Origin of the sequence: Thalassococcus halodurans, from assembly GCF_900108225.1 — a bacterium.
Taxonomy (GTDB): Bacteria; Pseudomonadota; Alphaproteobacteria; order Rhodobacterales; family Rhodobacteraceae; genus Thalassococcus; species Thalassococcus halodurans.
Genome location: NZ_FNUZ01000001.1, coordinates 83,438 through 103,652, shown reverse-complemented (window position 1 = coordinate 103,652; position 20,215 = coordinate 83,438). Strand labels below are relative to the sequence as shown.

At 58.1% G+C, this 20,215-nt stretch carries 16 protein-coding genes; 13 read left to right on the top strand and 3 right to left on the bottom strand.

The window, feature by feature from the left end:
* The 11 genes from C4S59_RS00510 to C4S59_RS00460 all read left to right on the top strand — a co-directional run bounded on the left by C4S59_RS00510 (position 1) and on the right by C4S59_RS00460 (position 13,317).
* Complete coding sequence (locus C4S59_RS00510; protein WP_103908529.1) at positions 1-684, top strand: flagellar hook assembly protein FlgD; 684 nt, start codon at positions 1-3, stop codon at positions 682-684.
* A 38-nt stretch (positions 685-722) separates the two neighbouring features.
* On the top strand, positions 723-1,979 hold the full coding sequence (locus C4S59_RS00505) for a flagellar hook protein FlgE (protein ID WP_103908528.1): 1,257 nt from the start codon (positions 723-725) through the stop codon (positions 1,977-1,979).
* 15 nt (positions 1,980-1,994) lie between these two features.
* Complete coding sequence (locus tag C4S59_RS00500) at positions 1,995-2,753, top strand: flagellar basal body rod C-terminal domain-containing protein (RefSeq protein ID WP_103908527.1); 759 nt, start codon at positions 1,995-1,997, stop codon at positions 2,751-2,753.
* Between the two features lie 110 nt (positions 2,754-2,863).
* The gene (gene flgG / locus C4S59_RS00495; protein ID WP_103908526.1) at positions 2,864-3,652 is read left to right on the top strand and encodes a flagellar basal-body rod protein FlgG; all 789 of its coding nucleotides are present in this window, start codon (positions 2,864-2,866) and stop codon (positions 3,650-3,652) included.
* 9 nt (positions 3,653-3,661) lie between these two features.
* On the top strand, positions 3,662-4,330 hold the full coding sequence (locus C4S59_RS00490) for a flagellar basal body L-ring protein FlgH (protein WP_407702999.1): 669 nt from the start codon (positions 3,662-3,664) through the stop codon (positions 4,328-4,330).
* Between the two features lie 54 nt (positions 4,331-4,384).
* Positions 4,385-5,464, top strand: a complete 1,080-nt coding sequence (locus C4S59_RS00485; protein WP_234994675.1) for a flagellar basal body P-ring protein FlgI — start codon at positions 4,385-4,387, stop codon at positions 5,462-5,464.
* A 7-nt stretch (positions 5,465-5,471) separates the two neighbouring features.
* Positions 5,472-5,780, top strand: a complete 309-nt coding sequence (locus C4S59_RS00480; protein WP_103908523.1) for a rod-binding protein — start codon at positions 5,472-5,474, stop codon at positions 5,778-5,780.
* A 6-nt stretch (positions 5,781-5,786) separates the two neighbouring features.
* On the top strand, positions 5,787-9,881 hold the full coding sequence (locus C4S59_RS00475) for a FlgK family flagellar hook-associated protein (RefSeq protein WP_103908522.1): 4,095 nt from the start codon (positions 5,787-5,789) through the stop codon (positions 9,879-9,881).
* Positions 9,882-9,888: 7 nt separating this feature from the next.
* Positions 9,889-11,139 carry a flagellar hook-associated protein FlgL gene (flgL, locus tag C4S59_RS00470; RefSeq protein ID WP_103908521.1) on the top strand — a complete coding sequence of 417 codons (1,251 nt, stop codon included), beginning with the start codon at positions 9,889-9,891 and terminating at the stop codon, positions 11,137-11,139.
* Positions 11,140-11,171: 32 nt separating this feature from the next.
* Positions 11,172-12,083: a transglycosylase SLT domain-containing protein gene (locus C4S59_RS00465; RefSeq protein ID WP_103908520.1), complete on the top strand. Its 912-nt coding sequence runs from the start codon at positions 11,172-11,174 to the stop codon at positions 12,081-12,083.
* A gap of 160 nt (positions 12,084-12,243) precedes the next feature.
* A complete protein-coding gene (locus tag C4S59_RS00460) occupies positions 12,244-13,317 on the top strand; it encodes a sigma-54 interaction domain-containing protein (RefSeq protein ID WP_103908519.1) in 1,074 nt (357 codons plus the stop codon).
* Between the two features lie 41 nt (positions 13,318-13,358).
* Here the strand turns inward: C4S59_RS00460 and fliD are convergent, their stop codons facing one another.
* From fliD to C4S59_RS00445, 3 genes are all read right to left on the bottom strand, one after another.
* A complete protein-coding gene (fliD, locus tag C4S59_RS00455; RefSeq protein ID WP_103908518.1) occupies positions 13,359-14,993 on the bottom strand; it encodes a flagellar filament capping protein FliD in 1,635 nt (544 codons plus the stop codon).
* Between the two features lie 64 nt (positions 14,994-15,057).
* Positions 15,058-16,224, bottom strand: a complete 1,167-nt coding sequence (locus tag C4S59_RS00450) for a flagellar motor protein MotB (protein ID WP_103908517.1) — start codon at positions 16,222-16,224, stop codon at positions 15,058-15,060.
* 9 nt (positions 16,225-16,233) lie between these two features.
* Positions 16,234-16,995 (bottom strand): motility protein A, encoded by a 762-nt coding sequence (locus C4S59_RS00445; protein WP_103908516.1) that lies wholly within the window; start codon positions 16,993-16,995, stop codon positions 16,234-16,236.
* A 229-nt stretch (positions 16,996-17,224) separates the two neighbouring features.
* Between C4S59_RS00445 and C4S59_RS00440 the strand changes: the two genes are divergently transcribed.
* Together C4S59_RS00440 and rpoN are read left to right on the top strand one after the other, a co-directional pair.
* On the top strand, positions 17,225-18,694 hold the full coding sequence (locus tag C4S59_RS00440; protein ID WP_103908515.1) for a flagellin N-terminal helical domain-containing protein: 1,470 nt from the start codon (positions 17,225-17,227) through the stop codon (positions 18,692-18,694).
* Positions 18,695-18,873: 179 nt separating this feature from the next.
* Positions 18,874-20,214: an RNA polymerase factor sigma-54 gene (gene rpoN, locus C4S59_RS00435; RefSeq protein ID WP_103908514.1), complete on the top strand. Its 1,341-nt coding sequence runs from the start codon at positions 18,874-18,876 to the stop codon at positions 20,212-20,214.
* The last annotated feature ends 1 nt before the right edge of the window (position 20,215 follow it).

Below are 20,215 nucleotides of genomic sequence, written 5' to 3'. Positions count from 1 at the left end.
ATGACCTCTATTGATGGCATTTCATCTCAGATCTCGGGTTTGCGGACGCAAACATCGCTTCAGCCCGAGAATGTGACCGGTTCGCAGGAACTGGGGCAGCAGGATTTCCTGACGCTTATGACCACGCAAATGAAGAACCAGGATCCGTTCGCGCCGATGGAAAACGGCGAGTTTCTGGCCCAGATGGCGCAGTTCTCGACGGTGAATGGTTTGGACACGATTAACCAGACGCTTGAGTCGATGTCGGCGCAGTTGGGCTCCAGCCGCGTCCTGAACGCGTCATCGATGATCGGTCGCCAGGTGTTGGTGCCGGGCACGCTTGCCCGCGCGGACAGTGCAGGCGCGATCAACGGCGTGGTCGATCTGGTCGGATCGGTGTCGTCGGTCTCTATTCGGTATACGGACGCGCAATCCGGCGTCTTGCTTCATCAACAGGAAATGGGGCCGCAGCCTGCGGGGCGGCTTGATTTCAGCTGGTCTGATGTACCGGCCAACATTCGTGACGCCAACGGGGCGATCCGCGTGTCGGTCGATGTGGGTGGGAATGGTCAAAGCGCTGCGATCGCACCGATGGTGTACGCACGCGTGATCGGTGTCGAGGTGCCGCCGGAAGGCACCGATTTTACCCTCAACATCGAGGACTACGGTCTTCGCAACAGCCTAGAGATCAGCGCGTTGCGTTGACCTTTTGCCACCAGAGCTAAGAACATGAAGGTGCAAAAATGACGTTTATAACAGCTTTATCCGGCCTGAATGCCGCCCAGACCGATATTTCGACAACGTCGAACAACATCGCCAACGTGGGCACAGTCGGTTTCCACAGCAGTCGCGCCGAGTTCGCCGATTTCTATCCGAACTCTCCGTATTCCAACCCGCAAACGACAGTGGGATCGGGTACACAAGTGACCCGTGTGGCTCGCAGCTTCCAGCAAGGCACTGTAGGTGCGACTGGCAACCAGCTTGATCTGGCCATTCAGGGCGCTGGCATGTTCCAGATGCAGACCGAACCGACAGGCGGCGAAATCGCATACACACGGGCAGGGGCGTTCGGCCTGAATGAGAACGGCTATATCGTCAATGCGGAAGGCTACTACTTGAATGCCTATCCGGCGTCGGATGGCGGCGATGTCCTGTCGATGGTTGTCACGCAGCCTGTCAAAGTCGAGATGTTCGACGGCACGCCAAAAGCGACCGAGAATATCACGACAGCTGTCCAATTCCCGTCCGGTGAAAGCATTTCCGGCACGCAAGCGGTTGTTCCTGCGGCGGATTTTGACAGCGCGAACCCTGAAACGTTTGCCTATAGCAACTCGATCAACATCTTTGATGCCGATGGCCAGCCGCAAAGTGCGAATATGTACTACATCCTGCGCGATCTGCCGGATGTGGACGATGAAACCACGACATTCGAAGTGCGCCTGACAATCGATGGTCGCGATGGCACGGAAACCTTTGCAGGTGATGCCACAATAACCTTTGATGGTGACGGTTACCTGGTCGATGGCGCTGGGCAGATTTCGTTCGATGTCGCGGGACGTAGCATTGCCGTCGATTTACAGGACTCGCGCATCGAAGACGCCGAGTTTGCGGTAAAGTCTTTTTCCCAAGACGGCGAAACCCGCGAAGCGCTCAGCGGCCTACAGGTCGATGACGCAGGTCTGATCTGGGCGGCTTATGGTGGCCGTGAATCCAAGGCGATCGGTCGTGTGGCGCTTGCAAACTTCAACAATCTTGGCGGCTTGGAAAACCTCGGCAGCGCGACATACGGCGCGACCCGTAGTTCCGGCGCTGCGCAACTGGGTGTTCCTGCCGTGAACGGCTTTGGGTCGATCCGCTCGGGTGCTCTGGAATACGCGAACGTCGATCTGACCAAGGAACTGGTGAACCTGATCACGGCTCAGCGGAACTTCCAAGCGTCGGCCAAAGCGCTGGAAACCAACCAGTCGCTGTCGCAGACGATCATGAACATGCGGACCTAAAGGACGCCGTAATCTATGGATAGAATGATCCATACTGCCCTGAATGCCTTGCGTGTCATGCGTGACACGCAGGTCAATCAGGCGCAGAACCTTGCCAACCAGAACGTGCCGGGCTTTCGTCGTGATCTGACGGATAACACCAACACCAAGTTTCTGGATGTCATGAACGGTCTTCAGACTCGCGCCTTTCAGATGGAAGGCCAAGGCGGGGCTTTTGCTGAACAGGCAGGGTTCATGGACCGCACTGGCGAAGAGCTTGATGTGGCGATCGGTGATCAGGGGTACTTCTTTATCCAGCCGCAGAACGGCGAGGTGGCTTTGTCACGTCGTGGCGATATGCGCCGTCAACCTGATGGCACGCTGGTCAATGGCGCGGGGGATACAATGCTGGACGCTGGGCTACAGCCCATTGTCGTCCCGCCGTATCAGTCGATCCGGATCACCGAACTGGGCGAAATCCACATAGAACCTCAGGGCGGCGCGCCGGGTGAAACCGTAGTTGCGGGCGTTCTGGGAACTGTTGTTCCTGATGCCGACGTGCAGCTTCGCAAAGGTTTGGACGGGGAAATCCGGCAGATCGATGGCGGTGTTCCCAACCCCAACCAAGGTGCCGAGGTGATCCAGTTCACTTTGGAAGGCAGCAACGTCAATCCGGTCGAGGAATTGCTGACCTCAATCGAAATCCAGCGCAACTTCGAGATCGGCTTGCGCATGGTTATGTCCGCCAAAGAACTGGACGAAGGCAGTGCCACTTTGATGCGGCCGCCTGAATAAACAGCGCCACCTATCCCTTTGGATTAAAACCATTCATCCGTAAGGGTTAGGTGCATTGGCATATGCGTTGCAGAAATCGATGAAACGGAATTTTCCCAGGAGGGGATGCGATGTCATCGAACGCCATGCATGTTGCAAAGACCGGATTGAACGCCCAACAGGCGCGTATTCAGGTCATTTCCAACAACCTTGCAAACGTCAACACCACTGGCTTCAAACGCGACCGCGCGAACTTTGAATCCCTTCTTTATCAGGTGTGGCGCCCCGCCGGTTCGCAGACATCTGAGGCAACCGAACAGGCATCGCCCACCGCCGTGGGTACGGGCGTGCGCATGGTCAACACCGAAAAGCTTTATACCCAAGGATCTCTGGCCAGCACCGGAAACGCGCTTGACGTGGCCATCGACGGGAAAGGCTTCTTTCAGGTGCTGATGCCGGATGGCCGGATCGGCTATACCCGCAATGGCGCATTTTCGCAGAACTCTGAAGGCGTGCTGACCACCGCGAGCGGGTATGTCATCCAGCCTGAAATCCAGCTTCCCGCTGATGCCTTGTCTGTCACAGTTTCCGCAGACGGTATCGTCAGCGTCACCCAGCCCGGCGCCGTTGAACCGCAAGAGGTGGGGCAGCTGACGCTGGCAAACTTTGTGAACCCGCGTGGCTTGGATCCCATCGGGGAAACCTTTGTCGTCGAAACCAACGCAAGCGGTGCGCCCATCGTGGCCGCGCCTTTGGCAGATGGGGCCGGCAAGCTGGTTCAGGGCTTTCTGGAAACCTCCAACGTCAATGTCGTCCAAGAACTGGTCGACATGATTGAAGCGCAGCGCGCTTACGAAGTGAACTCCCGCGCGATTTCGGCCTCGGACGAAATGATGCGGTACCTCTCTAACAAACTATAAGGGTCGCTCTTGATGAAGTTCTTTAAGTTTACAGCGGCTCTTGCCGCACTGGCCGTCGCAGGCTGTTCGACACAGGTCGAAAATGCCCGTTCGGAAAACTTTGAACCGGTCTTTCCGGTCGAAGCCATCGAAACAGAATACAGCCTGCCGTCGGGCGGGATTTATTCGACTTCGGGTCAGGGCCTGTTTGCCACGGACCGCCGCGCCAAAGCGATTGGCGATCTGCTGACGGTTCAATTCACCGAAAGCTTTTCGGCCAAGAAAACCCAGAACGCGGGCACGTCGCGGACCGATAACTATAACCTCGCTCTGCCGGGCGCGATTTTCACGAACTTTGACGGCTCTGGCATGACGTCCAGCACGCAACAGGCGTTTTCCGGCTCTGGCAGCGCGGCGCAGTCCAACTCTTTGACAGGCCGTCTGTCTGTGTCCGTCGTGCGCGTTCTGCCCGGTGGCAATCTTGAAATTCTGGGGCAGAAGAAACTGACCCTGAACAATGGCGACGAATACGTCCGCCTGAGCGGCATCGTCCGTCCTGCGGATATCAGCGCGCAGAATGTCGTGCTGTCCGACCGTATCGCCAACGCCCAGATCGAATACATCGGCGCGGGGCAGGTGGCTGATGCTGGTAAACAAGGCTGGCTGCGTCGTGGCCTGAACACCGTTTCCCCGTTCTGAGGTAAGCCCATGATCCGACACCTCCTGCAAATTCTGGCGCTGACCCTGATCATCATGCCCACCATCGCCAGCGGCGACCGCCTGAAAGATCTGGCATCCGTCGCCGGTGTGCGTTCCAACCCGCTGGTGGGCTATGGAATTGTCGTCGGCCTGTCGGGCAGTGGTGACGGAAACAACAATCTGACGCGGCAATCGATGCAATCCATCGTGTCGCGTCTGGGGCTTGAGGTGTCCGCCAACGATCTGGACGCAAAGAACGCCGCTGCCGTGATGGTGACGGCGGAGCTGCCGCCTTTCATCAAACCCGGTCAGACGATTGATGTGACGGTGTCCACCGTGGGCAAGGCCAAGTCTCTTCAGGGTGGCACGCTGCTGATGACCCCGCTGATGGGTGCAGACGGCGAGGTTTACGCCATCGCCCAGGGCAACATGGTCGTGGGTGGTCTGGGTGTCGAAGGCGGCGACGGGTCATCCGTTGTCGTGAATATCCCGACAGTCGGGCGGATTCCGGGTGGTGGCACGGTTGAACGCCTTGTGCCGACACCCTTTCTGGAAAGCGACTATTTCGTCCTGAACCTGCATCGGAATGATTTTTCGACGGCAGGCAACGTGGTGGATTCCATAAACGCTATTTTCGGCAGCGGTGTCGCCGCGGCACTGGACGGCACGTCGGTGCGTGTCCGCGCGCCCGCTGATCCGGCAGAACGCGTGGCCTTCATGGGCATTCTCGAAGGGATCGAGGTCGATCCAGCGTCGCCACCCGCGCAGGTCATCGTCAACTCGCGCACCGGCACAGTTGTCATCGGTGGTGATGTCCGTGTCTCACCTGCCGCTGTCGCGCATGGGTCGCTGACCGTACGTGTGAATGAGGATTTCAACGTCGATCAGGCTGCCACTGTTGTGAACGGCGAAGACGGCGTCGTGGTCGCCGGGGGTGAGCCGGTTGTGACGCCCGACACGCAAATCGAAATCGAACAGGACCCCGCCCGCGCCTTTGTCTTTGATCCGGGCGTGTCGCTGTCATCGCTGGTGGATGCGATCAACGCGGTGGGTGCAAGCCCCGCCGATCTTGTCGCTATTCTGGATGCCTTGCGCCGTTCGGGCGCGCTTCGCGCCGAACTGATCGTGATCTGAGGGTATTATGGAGCTTCCTTCAAAACTTCCCGTACCGCTGTCGCGAAACGATGGCATCGCCCTGAACGGCAGCTCCAGCAGCGAAGCGCGCCTGCGCGCCGCCTCGGAAGGGTTCGAGGCATTGTTCTTGCAGCAGATGATGAAGGCTGGGCGATCGGCGTCCTTGGCCAAAGGCATCTTTGACGGAACGGGTATGGATACAACGCAATCCCTATTGGACCGCGCCATGACAGAGACCGGCGCAAGCCAGTCCAAGCTTGGTATGGCCGAGGCGATCTACCGGCAGTTTTCCGGCCACGTCGGAAAAGGGCGGTAATCCGCGATGTCCGATCTGTTCAATATCGGCCAGTCCGGCATCGTTGCAGCCCGTACCGCGCTGACGGTAACGGGCGAAAACATCGCCAACGCCGATACCGAAGGGTATCGCCGCCGCGATGTGTCGCAACAAGAGATTGTCGGCGCAGGCGCATCACTCTTGTTTACCGACGCGGGCCCTCAGGGCGTTGAAATTACCGATATCCGGCGCGCGTTTGATTCACTTATCGCCGCACGCACTAGGATGGCCACAGCGTCCCATGCCGCGGCCGAGGCGTTCCTGCCGCATCTGGAACTGGTCGAAGACACGATGATCCCGCGCAACGGCGGCAGTGTGACCGATCTTATGGCGGACTTCTTCGGCTCGCTTGCCAATATGTCCGGCTCGCCTGCGGACTCGGGCCTTCGGCGCGTCGTTCTGGAAACCGGTAGCACCCTTGCTGCCGGCATTTCTGAAATGACCTACGCGATTGAACGTATCCGCGACGGTGTTCAGGACGAAGCGCAGCGGCGCGTGGACGATGTGAACACACAATTGATTGCGCTGGGCGAGCTGCAAAAGGATATCACCTCGGTCACCGGAACCGCGCGTGCGGCACTTTTGGACCGTCGTGATGTGTTGTTGAACCAACTGGCGTCGAACATGGACATCCATGTCGCGGTCGGTGCGCGCGACTCGATCCTTGTGTCTGCGGGAACCGTGCCCGGTGGTCCGGTTCTGATGAACAATTCCGAGGTCGGCTGGATCAGCCGCGATCCCACGGGGCGACTGACGATCTATGATCCGACCTTGCCGGATGATGACACGCCTCCTGTGAGGATGCCGTTCGACGGTGCCTTGAAGGGTCTGAATTCCGCAATCGGTGCAATTGATGAAACCATCGGCGATCTGAACCGCTGGGCAACAAAGTTCGTGCGGCAGATGAATGAACTGCACCAGCAGGGTCTTGATTTGAACGGCGACCGGGGCGGACAGATATTTTCGCTGGACGGATGGGCGCCGACCTTATCACCGCTGAACCGTGGCTCTGCCTTGGTTGGTGTGACTGTTACGGACCCACAGGCGATGCCGGAAGGTCCGCTTGAGCTTGTTTACGACAGCAAAACGGCTGTCTGGCTTCTGAATAATGAAGAGGGCGAAACGCTGGCGTCGGGCAATCCGCGCCTTGGCGTGGAAGGTTTGGCAATCGCGGTCAGCGGCACTGTGGCCGACGGGGATCGCGTAACGTTGACGCGCACGAACGGCCATGCGCGCAACATGATGTTCCTTTTGGACGATGTGACAAACATCGCCGCGGCGGGGGCGCTGACGGTTTCATCCAGTCCGGAGAACGCCGGAACGGCCCGCATGTCGGCCAGCGAATACACGCCGCCTGTCAGCCCGTTTCAGGACCTGTCATCAGTTCTGACCGGCGACAGCACGCAGGCGGTCGAGTTTCTGTCACCTGGCGTTGTTGGCACCATTCCGGCAGAGGCCGGTTCGGCCTCGCTTCTGGCGTTGTCACGCGACGGCGTGCTGGAAGCCAGCCTACCGTCCGGTACGAATGTATCCGAGATCACTCTAGACATTGATGGCGAGGCGCACAGCTTTTTGCTGCCCTCTGCAATGACGCCCGAAGAGGCCGCAGAAGCGCTGAGATCCGGTGCGGTTCTGTCAGGCGATGACCTGTCTTTTGCCGATCTAGGGCTGACCGCCTCGGGCACCGACGGACGCTTTGCGGTTGCGGTGCAGGAAGGGCGCAGTATGCCGTCGGTTCAGGTCGTCACCGACGCGGGCAGCTTTGACGCGATCACGGTCGTCGATCCGGCCCCGGCTGCCGAATTGTCGGTGTTTACCCGCGAAGGCCGCCAGCTTTCAGGTCCACCATTGTCGCCGTCCGAGGCAGCAGCGCTTTTGACGCCCGAAAACGGCTTTGTCGTCGGCGCGGTCTATCAGCGCGTCGCGTTGAACGAGCCTTCGGGCTATTCGACCCTGACGCAGGATCAGGCCAGCGGCGCAGGCGCGGCGACGTTGTGGCTGGGCGAGGGGCTTGAGATCGCAACCTGGTCCGGTTCTGACGCCGCGCCCGCACGCGCGTCCGAGACCATCGGCTTTGCCAGTGGTGACAGCACCGACGATATCACGATCCCTGTGGGCGCCAGCGCGGCGCGTCAGGCGGAACTCCTTGCCGATGCGCTTCCATTGTCGGCCACGGCCTATACCGCAGCGCTGCTGGATGTGCCTGCAACCGGTCGCATCGTGTTTGATCTTTCCGGTGACAACACAAGCGCCAGCCGGATCGAGGTTAATCTGGATGCCGAAGGCCCGTCTGGATTGGCTGCGGCGATCAATTCCAAATCACCCATCACAGGTATTCGCGCCGAACGTGCCAGCGATGGCCGGTTTGTTCTGATCCATGAGGGCGGCGCAAACATCACCCTGTCGGCACTTAATGCGTCTGACGGCACGTTGGGCATCACCCGTCTTGGGCAAGATGGCCAGACACTCGGTGCACAGGTTCTTCTGGGCGCAGGTCAGACAGCAGCGCGGATCACTGGAACCGTCCAGCTGTCCGGCGCGGATGATTTCGGCGTGTCCGAAGGTGGGCTGACGATCAACTCGGTTCGCGATCCGTTTGTGAACGGGCGGCTCGAAAGGACGATTACGGACGCAGGAAGCACACAGGTTCTGGGCTTCCATTTCGAGGCCGCGCTGGATGGGGCTGTGACCGACATCGACGCGATCAGCGCAGGTTCTGTCGGGTATCGGCTGAACATCGGTTTGCCGGACGGCACCAGTGCCGAATTTGCCTATGATCCTTCGCTGGAAGGTGTGGACGCGACCACATTGGCCGCCGGACTTGCCGCCGCCATGCGCGAAGAGGCCCCCGCCAGCAGCATTACAGGCAGCGCATTGGCCAGCCTTCCGCCGCAAGGCGCGCAGGTGAAATTCATGCTGGGGTCGCAAGGCTACGCAGTGCGCATGACCGCCGCTGGACCCGAGGTGGTTGGTCCTGAACCGGATCGCCTGAACGCCTATTTTAACGACGCGAACCAGCTGGTCGTGGAAACCGTGGGCGGGCATCTGGATGGCGCGCCGCTGCGAATACCGCCTGATGCCGCCGATGCTGCGCGTTTTGGCTTGGGCGTTGACGACCTGCCGCAAACCCGCCTGACCGGCCAACCCTTTGATGCCGCCGATCTGCCCGCAAGCTTTGTCGTGAATGCGGCAGGGACGGACTATACGTTTACCGCATCAGCGGGCAGCCTTAGCGCGCCAGCGGATTTTCCGGGTAGCACCGAGTATGACGATGTGACCGGCGCGTTTTCGATCACTGTTGATGCGCGTCTGGGTGACGTCAGGGTTCTTCCCGGCCAAGGGGCGCAGGCCGCAGGGTTTAAAACGATCGGTGCAGAGCTTGCTGTGGCGGGGGATCAACTGGCGATCAGCACGTCTGATGGCCGCGTGCTTGACCTGACGGCCCAAACAGTCGGCAGCGCCACACGGATCGATCTTGACAACCTACCGGGCGAAGACCTGTTGGTCGTCATGACCGGCGAAGGCGCCTTGCGCCTGTCCGGTGAGATCGGCGCGCCGCCAGAAAAACCGCGCACAGCGGTCCGTGAACTGCGCGTTCTGGATGCCGAACAGGGGCTGGTCGGACTGTTCGATCAGGAAACGGGCGCATCCATTGCCACACGCACATTGGATGCAGGCGGCACCGCGACGCTTGGTGGCTACGCGATCACGTTGGAAAGCGGCTATGCCACAGGCGACACCTTTGTGATCTCGCCAAACGGGGCAGGCAGCGGCGATGCGCGGACAACCGAATTGATGGCCGATCTTCAGAACCCCGCCGGATCGGACGGACGCGGCGGCTTTACGGCGCTTTATGCAGAAATGCTGGGCGCAGTCGGCAGTGCGGTGCGGGCAGGCGAAGACCGCCGCGATTCAACCGAAGCCGTCAAGGACAGCGCGCTGAAGGCAGAAGCCGAAGCCAGCGCCGTCGATCTGGACGAAGAGGCGGCCAAGCTGATGCGCCACCAGCAGTCCTATCAGGCCAGCGCCCAGATCATCTCGGTCGCGCGGCAAATGTTCCAAACCCTTCTGAACTCGTTGTGAGGCTGATATGACCGTTGGCACAGCACTCTTCCACATTCTGAACACCCAAGCCTTTTCGCGCATCGATCGCGATATTTCGGAACTTCAGGATCAAGTGTCCTCGGGCAAAAACGATCCTCGGTTCTCGGCTGATCTGGAACGTGGCCAGCGCCTGTCGGTGGCCAATGAACAGAAGGTCATGATCGACCGCTTCAAACGGAACGGTGAACGGGCACAGGCGCGTATCGCCGCCGCCGACAGCACCTTCGACAGCATGACCCAGATCATGCAGCGCTTTAACGAATTGGCCATTCAGGGCGGCAATGCCACCGTCAGCCCGAGCGACCGTCAGGCCATGTCCCTTGAGGCCGAGCGTCTGCGTGAATCGCTGTACCAGTTGGCAAACACACGCGACGAAAGCGGCCGCCCGCTGTTCGGTGGCTATCTGACAGAAGGAAACGCCTTTATCGACGGGCCGAACGGCATCGAATATCGTGGTGACGGCGGACAGATCCAGATGCGCCTGTCCGAGAATGCGGTTGTTCAAACCAACCTGACCGGAGAAGAGATTTTCCTGTCGGTCGAAGATCAGAACGGCCAAAAGCGGAACGTCTTTGATATGATCGACGATCTGATCCGCACCTTTGCGAGCGACGGCGCACATATCACCTCGGAAAAGACGCGACCGGACAGCATGACCGTGCAGTTCGATTTCCAGCGCCAGACCGAACAGTGGTCGTTTGACGTCACCGGCACCAATGGCACGGCGCATATTCAGGTAGATGCCAGCGCCGATAATCCCGAAGCGATCCGCGACGCGATCAATGCCGTGCAGGCAGAAACCGGTGTGACGGCGACTTTGTCGGATGACCGGTTGTCTGTGGTCATCAAGACCGCAGGCGATGTCAGCATTGCCAACGTGGCGACTGTGCCTGATCGGAACGGTGTGCTGGCGTCGGTTCCAAATGATGACGGCACCTATGCCAAGCTGGTCTCCAAGGGGCGCACGGCCACGGACCAGATAACCGCGATGTCGCGTGCGGCCGAACACATGTCCAACCGCAGGACGGAAATCGGCGCCATGGGTGCGGCGATTGAACGGTATCAGGATGTGCTGTTGAACCGCGAACAGATCCTTGATGCGGCGATCTCGGGACTTGAAGATCTAGACTTGGCCAAGGCCATTACGAACCTTCAGAAACTGTTGGTCAACCGCGATGCCGCGCATCAAACCTTCGTGAAGATCGGCCAGAAAACGCTGTTCGATTTCATTCGCTAGGAAGTTGGCCCAAGGATTGCAATCAGCGCTTCATGACTGGTTTGCACGTATCCCCACGCATGGTGATCGCAGCGTTTGCTGCGATCTTTTTGCTGACAGCCGAAGCCTTGGCATCGGTACCGGACTGCGAGTCGCTGGCCGAACAGGCCGCCGCGGCGCGCGGCGTGCCGTCCAAGCTTTTGCCGGCTATCGCCCGTACCGAAAGCGGGCGGGGGCAGGGCAAACTGGGGCACCGTGCATGGCCATGGACGTTGAACGTCGCGGGCAAGGGCTATTACTTCGACACACGCGAACAGGCGCTTGATAAGCTGCGTCAGGTCATCGACAGCGGCCAGCGCAACGTCGATGTCGGGTGTATGCAGGTCAATTACCGCTGGCATGGGAAGGAATTCGGCTCGATCGAGGAAATGATGGATCCGGTCGCCAACACCCGCTATGCGGCCCTTTTCATGTCGCGTCTGCGCGAACGCACGGGCAGCTGGAACAAAGCCACGCAGTTCTATCATTCACAGGACCCGAAGCGCGGCCAGTATTATCTGGGCAAGGTCCAGAAGATCATGAAAAAGGTCGATCCCGGTTCGTTCCGTTCCGAAGTGGAAATTGCCGGCGGCGAGCAAAACGGCACGATCACGGACAGTACGACAACCTCGTCATGGCAGGTGGCCTCCGCCGAACCCGCCACCGTGACGCCGCAGGGCTCTGCGATCAGAAAAACGATCAAACGCCAGCGGACTGATCAAAGGTTCGCACGCAGAGGGCCGCTGGTCATGGTGGAAAGCCCGTTGTTAGGGATGGCGCATCAGATGGTTGGCGAAGGTGCTTTGCCGGACATGAGTGGCAAGAAATCGAATCTTTCGGCGATAGACGTGCCTTTGTCGCCGGAGCTTGCATTGCAGATGGACAGAATTAAGCGGATCAGGAGCGGATTTCAGAACGAGCATTGAATGAAACATCAGATATTTTCGAGAATATAGTTCCTTCGTTGACGAAGAAAACTTTCGATATCCAACAAAATCCATAGAGGCGCTAACACAGCCATAGCGTCGTTCGTTGTAGTGTCAGAATGCACTAACCTCGTCTGTATACACAGTGGAGGTTTGTAGCATGACGACGCATTGGACGCCCGGATCACAAGACATCGAAACAATGTCCGATCCACGCATGGATAGCATGATCGTCGGACAAACCCCAGTTGTGGTTTCCATGAAAAACGTCATCTCTCTGGTCGCGCCCAGCGATGCGGCTGTGATGGTTCAGGGCCCGACAGGTGCCGGTAAGGAACTGGTCGCTCAGGCGCTGCATATGCTGTCCGGTCGCAAAGGTCCGCTGGTCGCTGTTAACTGTGCTGCGATCCCTGCCGATCTTCTGGAATCCGAACTTTTCGGCCATGAAAAGGGGGCGTTCACTGGCGCAACCGAACGCCGGATCGGCCGCGTCGAACAGGCAGACGGTGGCACGCTGTTCCTTGATGAAATTGGCGAGATGCCACTGGCGCTTCAGGCAAAACTGCTGCGCCTTCTTGAGACACAGAAAATCCAGCGTATCGGTGGGCGTTCCGAAATCGACGTGAACTTCCGTCTGGTCACAGCAACGCACCGTCGGATCACCGACGAAGTTGCCGAGGGCCGTTTCCGCGAAGACCTGTTCTTCCGCATCAATGTTTTCCCTGTGACCGTTCCGTCGCTTGCTGAACGGGCGGCAGACATTCCGCTGATCCTGACGGCCATGGACATGCGCATGAAAGCACAGCGCCCTGGCATGAAGACGCCGATTTTCTCTTCTTGTGCGATGCGCGCGCTGCTGGACCACAGCTGGCCGGGCAACGTGCGCGAACTGCGCAACGTCTTTGAACGCGCTGCTGTCCTATTCTCGGGCCAGACAGTGACAGCCGAGCATGTGCGCGCTGTCCTGCTGACGCCGGACATGAACGGCAGCACCGATGGTGGGACGGGTGCCATTGTCGATCAACCGGCCGTGACCGATCTACGCGAAGCAATCGAGGCAGAAGGGTCGATCAACATGCGTCGTTACCTGCTGGAGATCGAAGCGGGCCTGATCGAAATGGCGCTTGAACTGAACGACGGCTGCGTCGCACATGCGGCCCGCGCCCTGCGCATCAAGCGCACGACACTGATCGAGAAGATGAAGAAGCTGTCGATCAACCGTTTGGCTGCGTGATCAGCGCCGGGACTTGCCCGGCGCGATCCTGACCCTTCGGATCAGTTGTTATCCGAATTCCACGCATCGATCAGATTGGTGAGGTATTCACCCGTGCTGTTCAGCTGCGTGACAATCGTTTCCATATACGTGAACTGCTCAAGATAGCGGTCGACCAGCGTTTCCATCCGCTCGTCCAGCGCCTCAAGTGCTTCGTTCTCTTCGCTGACGGTCATATTCAGGCTGTTTTCGCGATCACTGATGGACCCACCCAACTGAAGATAGCCGTCAATCGTGTCGCGGATGCTGGACACGGGGCTTTTTGCGAATGTCAGATCAAACGAATGTACGTCCTGCGGCACGGTAAAGGTCGCGCCTTTCAGCGGGCCGGTGAGGGCGAAATAGGTTTTTGAACCATCTTCGTTTGTCAGGCCGAATACATCGTTTCCATTCAATGTCGCGTCACCCGTATCGGGGTCGCGCGCGAACGTATATTGACCCGGCGTGCCGTCTGACGCAGGCAATCCGTCAATTGACACGCCGGGCTCCGTGCTTCGAAGGCCATCTTGCAGCACGGATTCAAACAGGCTTGGATTGTTCTTCATGACACTGTCGAATTTCGCGGAATCCAGCGAAAGCGACCCGTCACGCTCGGTGCGCACACCGAAGTCCGACAGGTAAAGCGTCGCGCCGTCCGGTCCGCTAAAGCTTTTTGTCAGCATGTTGGACACGTCGCGTTTGATCGCTTCGGCAACCGGATCGCCCGCCAGTTCGCCGGATTCACTGCCGCCAAATCCACGCGCTGTCAGGTCTTTCAACAGTTTTGTGCTGGCGTTGATGTCGGCCAGCAGGGATTCCATGATATCGCGCGCCAGATCGGGATCCGTGTTGGCCGCGACCGTCACCGGACCGGTGGTTTCCGCTTCGAGTGTCAGCGTCATGCCTGCGATCAGATCGTTGATTTCGTTGCTGCTTCGGCTGACGTTGATGCCGTCCACCGTCAGCTGCGCGTCACTGCTGTTGCGGATCATGGCCGTCGCCGGATCGGTCGCAATATCAAAGGCTTGAAGCGATGCGTCTGACGCGGGGTCAACTGCGAACCGCAAGGCATTTGCCGCGCCTGTTTCCGAAACGACGCCAAGCGAAAAGTTCCCGTCACCGACGTTCACCACCCGCGCTGTCACGCCGTCCAGTGCGTTCAGGGATGTGGCCAGATCGGCCAGTGTGGTGGTTTCCGTGACCGTGATTGTCTGCGCAGACCGCGCGCCATTGGCGGTGAAGCTTTGCGGCTCGCCCGCCCATTCACCAAAATCGATGGTCAATGTGCCTGCGCCGACAAGGGCGTCTTCGCCCGTAAAACCCGCAAACTCCAGCACCTGTGACTGGGCCAGAGAGCTGACCGTGATCTCGGACGAGATGTTCACTGCGCGTGTCGCGTCGGTCATGGCAACGGACACAGCAGAGGACGTCGATGTGGCATTGATGGTGCCCATCGTGCTGGCGATGCTCATGCTTTCCTGAAGGATTTCAAGCTGGCCGCGCATGCGTTCATAGCCTGTCAAAGACAGCTCAGCCGCATCGATACGGTCCGACACAAGCATCTTGCGCGGTTCGATTTCTGCCGACGCCAGATCATTCGACAACTGGGTGATGTCGATGCCTGTGCCGTTTGTGTTCAGCTTACTTAGGATTTCCATGTGCGCTACACTTCCTCAGCCCAACCAACGGTGGTTTTCGAAAACTGTTAGGGGCAGGGCGTGATCAGTAGTTGATTTCAATTTCGATCCTGCGGTTTTTCTCGCGGCCTTCGGGGGTTGTGTTATCCGCCACAGGCATAGTTTCACCGCGGCTGATGGCCTGAAGACGGCTCGGGTCGATCAGCCCACTGTCCGAGAATTCGCGCAGAACCGAAGACGCGCGTCCGGCGGCCAGTCCCCAGTTGTCACGGAATTCGGATCCTGCCGAGACAGGCACGTCATCTGTATGTCCGGTGATGACAATGTCGCTGGCTTCACCCATCGACGCAAAGGCAAGGCGCGCCATGATATCGCGGGCCTCATCCGTCAGATCAGCTTTGCCCGAGCGGAAAGCACCACCAGCACCGACAGTGATCTTCACCTTGTTTTCTTCCTGTTCGACGGTGACCAGACCTTGGGAGACTTCTTCGCGCAAGGCGACGCGCAGTTCAGCCTCGGCAATCGCGGCTTTGCGTTCAGATTCGCCATCTGCCGGCGTTCCTGTGCCTTCGCTATCGCCGCCAGTTGATCCGCTATCCTGTCCCGTCATCTGCGCCAGTTGGGGCAGGGCATCGGCCAGACCTTCCAACTGCACATCCGAGGTCGAGGCCCCGCTGGCTTTGGCCTGTTCAATCGCTTGCGCGGCATCCTGAATTTGTTCGGCCAGTTCCGTCGGGCTTTCAGTGTCGCCTTCAAAAGACATCACCACTTTGCCGTCCTCGGTTTTGACCTGTACCTGTCCCGAGGCCAAGGCATCGGCAATCGCATCCGCCAGCGCTTGATCCGCGCCGTCCCCTTGGGCGCCGTTTCCTTCATCCGGTGAGTTCGATGTTTTCTGTTCGATTTCCTTGCGGTCGAACTCGGTCGTGTCCTGCGTGATTTCCTTGGTCACAGACGGCTCGGGCGAGGGGCTGAAGGTCAGCTCCAACAGCGTCGTGCCCTTGGGCTGTTCGACCACGGGCACTTCACGCTGGACACCAAAAGCGTTTTTCAGCGAACCGGCGACCATCTTGAACTTGGGCTGGTTAAATTCCGCAAAGGACAGAATAAGAACGAAGAACGCCATAAGCAGCGTCGCCATGTCCGCGAAAGTCGCCATCCATGCTGGGGCACCCACCGGTGGGCACTTCGGGCATTCTTCGTCGTCGGCCTCTTCGACAGGGATCGGTAGGGGGATTGGCTTTTTGGACATGTCTTAACCTCAGGCAGCCAGAAGTTTGGCTTTTTCCTTGGGCGGCAGGTTGGCGACCATCTGGTCCTGAACGTTGCGGCTGGATTCACCCTTGGCGATGTTGCGCAGACCTTCGATGACCATCTCGCGGTAAGTGACTTCGGCGGCTGTGTAGCCTTCCATTTTGGTCAGCATCGGGCCGAAGATCACGTTGGCAAGAAAAGCGCCGTATAGAGTCGTCAAAAGGGCAACCGCCATCGCAGGGCCAATCGCCTTAGGGTCAGCCATGTTCCCAAGCATCGCCACCAGACCGATCAGTGTTCCGATCATGCCCATCGCGGGGGCAATATCGATCCAGGCCTTTACGACTGTCTGGAATCCTTCGTGGCGGATTTTCATTGACTTGATTTCAAGGTTCATCTGCTTGACCAACTTCGGCTCGTCCGCGCCGTCGACCAGCATTTGCAGCCCTTCCTGAAAGAACTTGTCAGGGACGTCTTGTCCTTCCAACGCCATCAGGCCGTTTTTGCGGGCCACGTCGGACAGTTCGACCATCTTTTCGATCAGGTCGGACTGTTTTTGTGCCTTGGGCATAAAGGCCTTGGCCATCGCGCCAAAGCTGCCAAGGAAGATGTTCATGGGTGCCATATACATAACCCCAAAGAACGTGCCGCCGAACACGATCAGGATAGACGGAACGTCGATGTACGGGCCCAAGCCACCGGAACTGATCATCGCGCCGGCGATCATGCCGATGGCGCCGATAAATCCGATAAGTGAGGCGATATCCATGTGCGGACTCCACAGGTTTTATAGTCGAAAATGGAGTGCAAGAAGCGTACCAGACCTGATTGGGTCCGTTCGGGTGTGGAAAATGTAAAACTATATTATCTATTAAAATCAATTATTTGCCGTCTATTTTGGCGGTGCGGCTATCAGAGCTTCTAAACAAATTTGAGCAATTCCGTTGCATGATCCAAGCGCTAGGCAGCGCAGCAGGATTAACCCAGGAGCAAGACCAATGACTGCTATCAATACAAATATTGGGGCCATCAACGCGCAGGCCAATATGATGCGCGTCAACGAAGACATGAACACGACCATGCAGCGTCTGTCGTCTGGTAAGCGCATCAATGCAGCGAAGGACGACGCGGCCGGTATGGCGATCGCGGAAAAGATGACCTCGCAGATCAAAGGTCTGAACCAAGCGGTTCGTAACGCGACAGACGGCAAGAACCTGCTGGATACCACAGAAGGCGCGCAGGTGGAGGTCTCCTCCATGCTTCAGCGTCTGCGTGAACTTGCTGTTCAGTCTTCGAACGACACGAACACAGCGTCTGACCGCGGTAACATCGCATCGGAAGGTCAGCAGCTGATCACAGAAATCAACCGTGTTGCGACAGACACCACCTTCAACGGTATGAAGATCCTTGACGGTTCCTTCAACGCCAAGCAGTTCCAGATCGGTGCGGATACAGGCCAGTCGATCGAAGTGAACGTTGACTCGGTTCACTCGACCGAAATCGGCGCGCACAACCTGTCGACACAGGTAAAGATCAACGCATCCGCCACAGACAACGGTATCGCGGCTGAAACAATCTCGATCACTGGTCACACAGGTTCGGAAAGCGTGTCTGCTGTTGCAAACATGTCGGCACGTGAGCTGGCTGCAGCGGTAAACAACGTTTCGGCTTCGACAGGTGTGGAAGCATCCGCTGAAACAAACGTGAAACTGTCCGGTCTGACTGGTACAGGTAACATCTCGATGGATGTGAATGGTGTCAGCATCGGCGAAGTTGCGATCACAGACGCGACTGACCTGCGCGGTCTGCGCGATGCGATCAACAACAAAGCTGGTACAACCGGTGTGACCGCCAAAATGGGCGACAACAACGGCGAGATCGTTCTGACATCCAAACTGGGCGATGACATCAGCATCTCGAACTACGAAGATAAGGCGTCGACAGACTCCAACATGACAATGACGGCGCTGAACAAAGACGGCACAGCAGACGGTGGTGTTCCGGCCACACTGACTGGTGACGGTCTTGCTGGTGACGCGACAGTGGTTGGTCAGGTCGAATTCTCGTCCATGAAAGCCTTCTCGGTTGGTGGTCAGAACGCGGCTGCAGACACAGACTTCCTTGATGCAGACTCGAACACATCCTCACTGTCCAAGGTCTCTGACATTGATCTGACAACTGCCGATGGCGCGTCCAACGCGATCAAGGTCATCGACGTTGCTCTGCAGAAGATCAACCAGACACGTGCTGACTTGGGTGCGGTTTCCAACCGTCTCGACAGCACGATCTCGAACCTGACGAACATCACCGTCAACGTCGAAGCGGCCCGTTCCGGAGTTATGGACGCAGATTTCGCAAAAGAATCGTCCAACATGGCACGCGGCAAGATTCTCTCGCAGGCAGCTACCGCAATGCTTGCACAGGCGAACTCTTCGCAGCAGAACGTACTGTCTCTGCTCCGCGGCTGACGGTTTTTTGACACCAAAAATAAGGCCCGGCGCGCAATCGCCGGGCTTTTCCTTTTTTATCAGCTATTTAACTTGGCATGATTTTTGACTCGGATTCCATGTTAGGGGTGTCAAATCCCGAGTCTGTCAAAAACTAAAATATCCGCGCAATTCTCGTAGGGGCAACGGAGGCCAGTACGATGAATTTCCAAGTATCCCAGCAAATCCGCCAAAGTCAGTCTTTGGTCATGACACCCCAGCTTCAGCAGGCGATCTGCCTTTTGCAGCTTGGAAATCTGGATCTGCGCGCGTTTATCGAGAACGAAGCAGAAGAAAATCCCTTTGTTGATGTGCGTGTATCGAAGGGCGAACAGGACTACGGTCGTTCGCTGGCATTGCCCTCGCAATCCAAAGGTGGCTCCGCATCTGATGACTTTGACTACATCGGCTCTCGGGCGGCTGATAACCTGCCGTCTTTGTACGGGCATGTATCGTCCCAGTTCGATCTGATGTTCACCGATCCCCGTGACCGGATGGTCGCCGAGGTGTTCCTTGAAGCGCTGGAACCCAACGGTTGGCTGGGCGAAGAGATGGAGCTGATCGCAGAACGCGCAGGCCTGTCCATCGAAGACGCCGAAGAGATGTTGCACCTGGTCCAGCGCGTTGAACCCGCAGGCCTTTTTGCCCGTACGCTTTCCGAATGTCTGTCTATTCAGGTCGAAGAGAAATGCCTGATGACCCCGCTGTTCCGGTCTCTTCTTGATAATCTTCCGATGCTCGCCGCGGCCGATCTGAATGGTCTCTGCCGTGTGTGCGGTTGCACCATGGATGAACTGAAACCGGTTCTGAAAGAACTGCGTAGCCTGAACCCGAAGCCGGGCACGGATTTCATTTACGGCGATGTCACCCATCGCGAACCCGACCTGATTGTCAGCCGTGGCGCAGAAGGCTGGCAGGTTGACCTGAACCGTTCCACGCTGCCCGCCGTTGTTGTGGACGAAGACAAAGCGCAGCAGGTCATGCATGACCGTACTGCCAGCACATATATCGGTGAACGTTTGTCGGTTGCCCGCTGGCTGCGCCGCGCGGTGGAACATCGCAACCAGACCACACTGATGGTCGGTGCTGAAATCGTGCGTCGCCAGACAGCATTCCTGAACGATGGCCCCGCACATATCGTTCCGATGACACTGAAAGATGTAGCTGACGCGATCGGCGTTCACGAAAGTACCGTCAGCCGTGTCACAACGGGCATCCTGATCGTCACGCCCCAAGGCACATTTGGCCTGAAAAGCTTTTTCAGCACGGCCTTGGCGTCGGATACAGAAAATGCCGCGTCGTCGGCGGCTGTACGTCACCGCATCCAAAAGCTGGTCAAAGACGAAGATCCGATGAACCCGCTGAGTGACGATGCGATTGCCAAGGTGATCAGCGAAGAAGGCACCCATCTGGCCCGCCGAACTGTCGCGAAATACCGTGATATGTTGAAGATCGCGTCATCCTTCCAGCGCAAACGCGCTGCCAAACTGGCGCAAGCCTGAA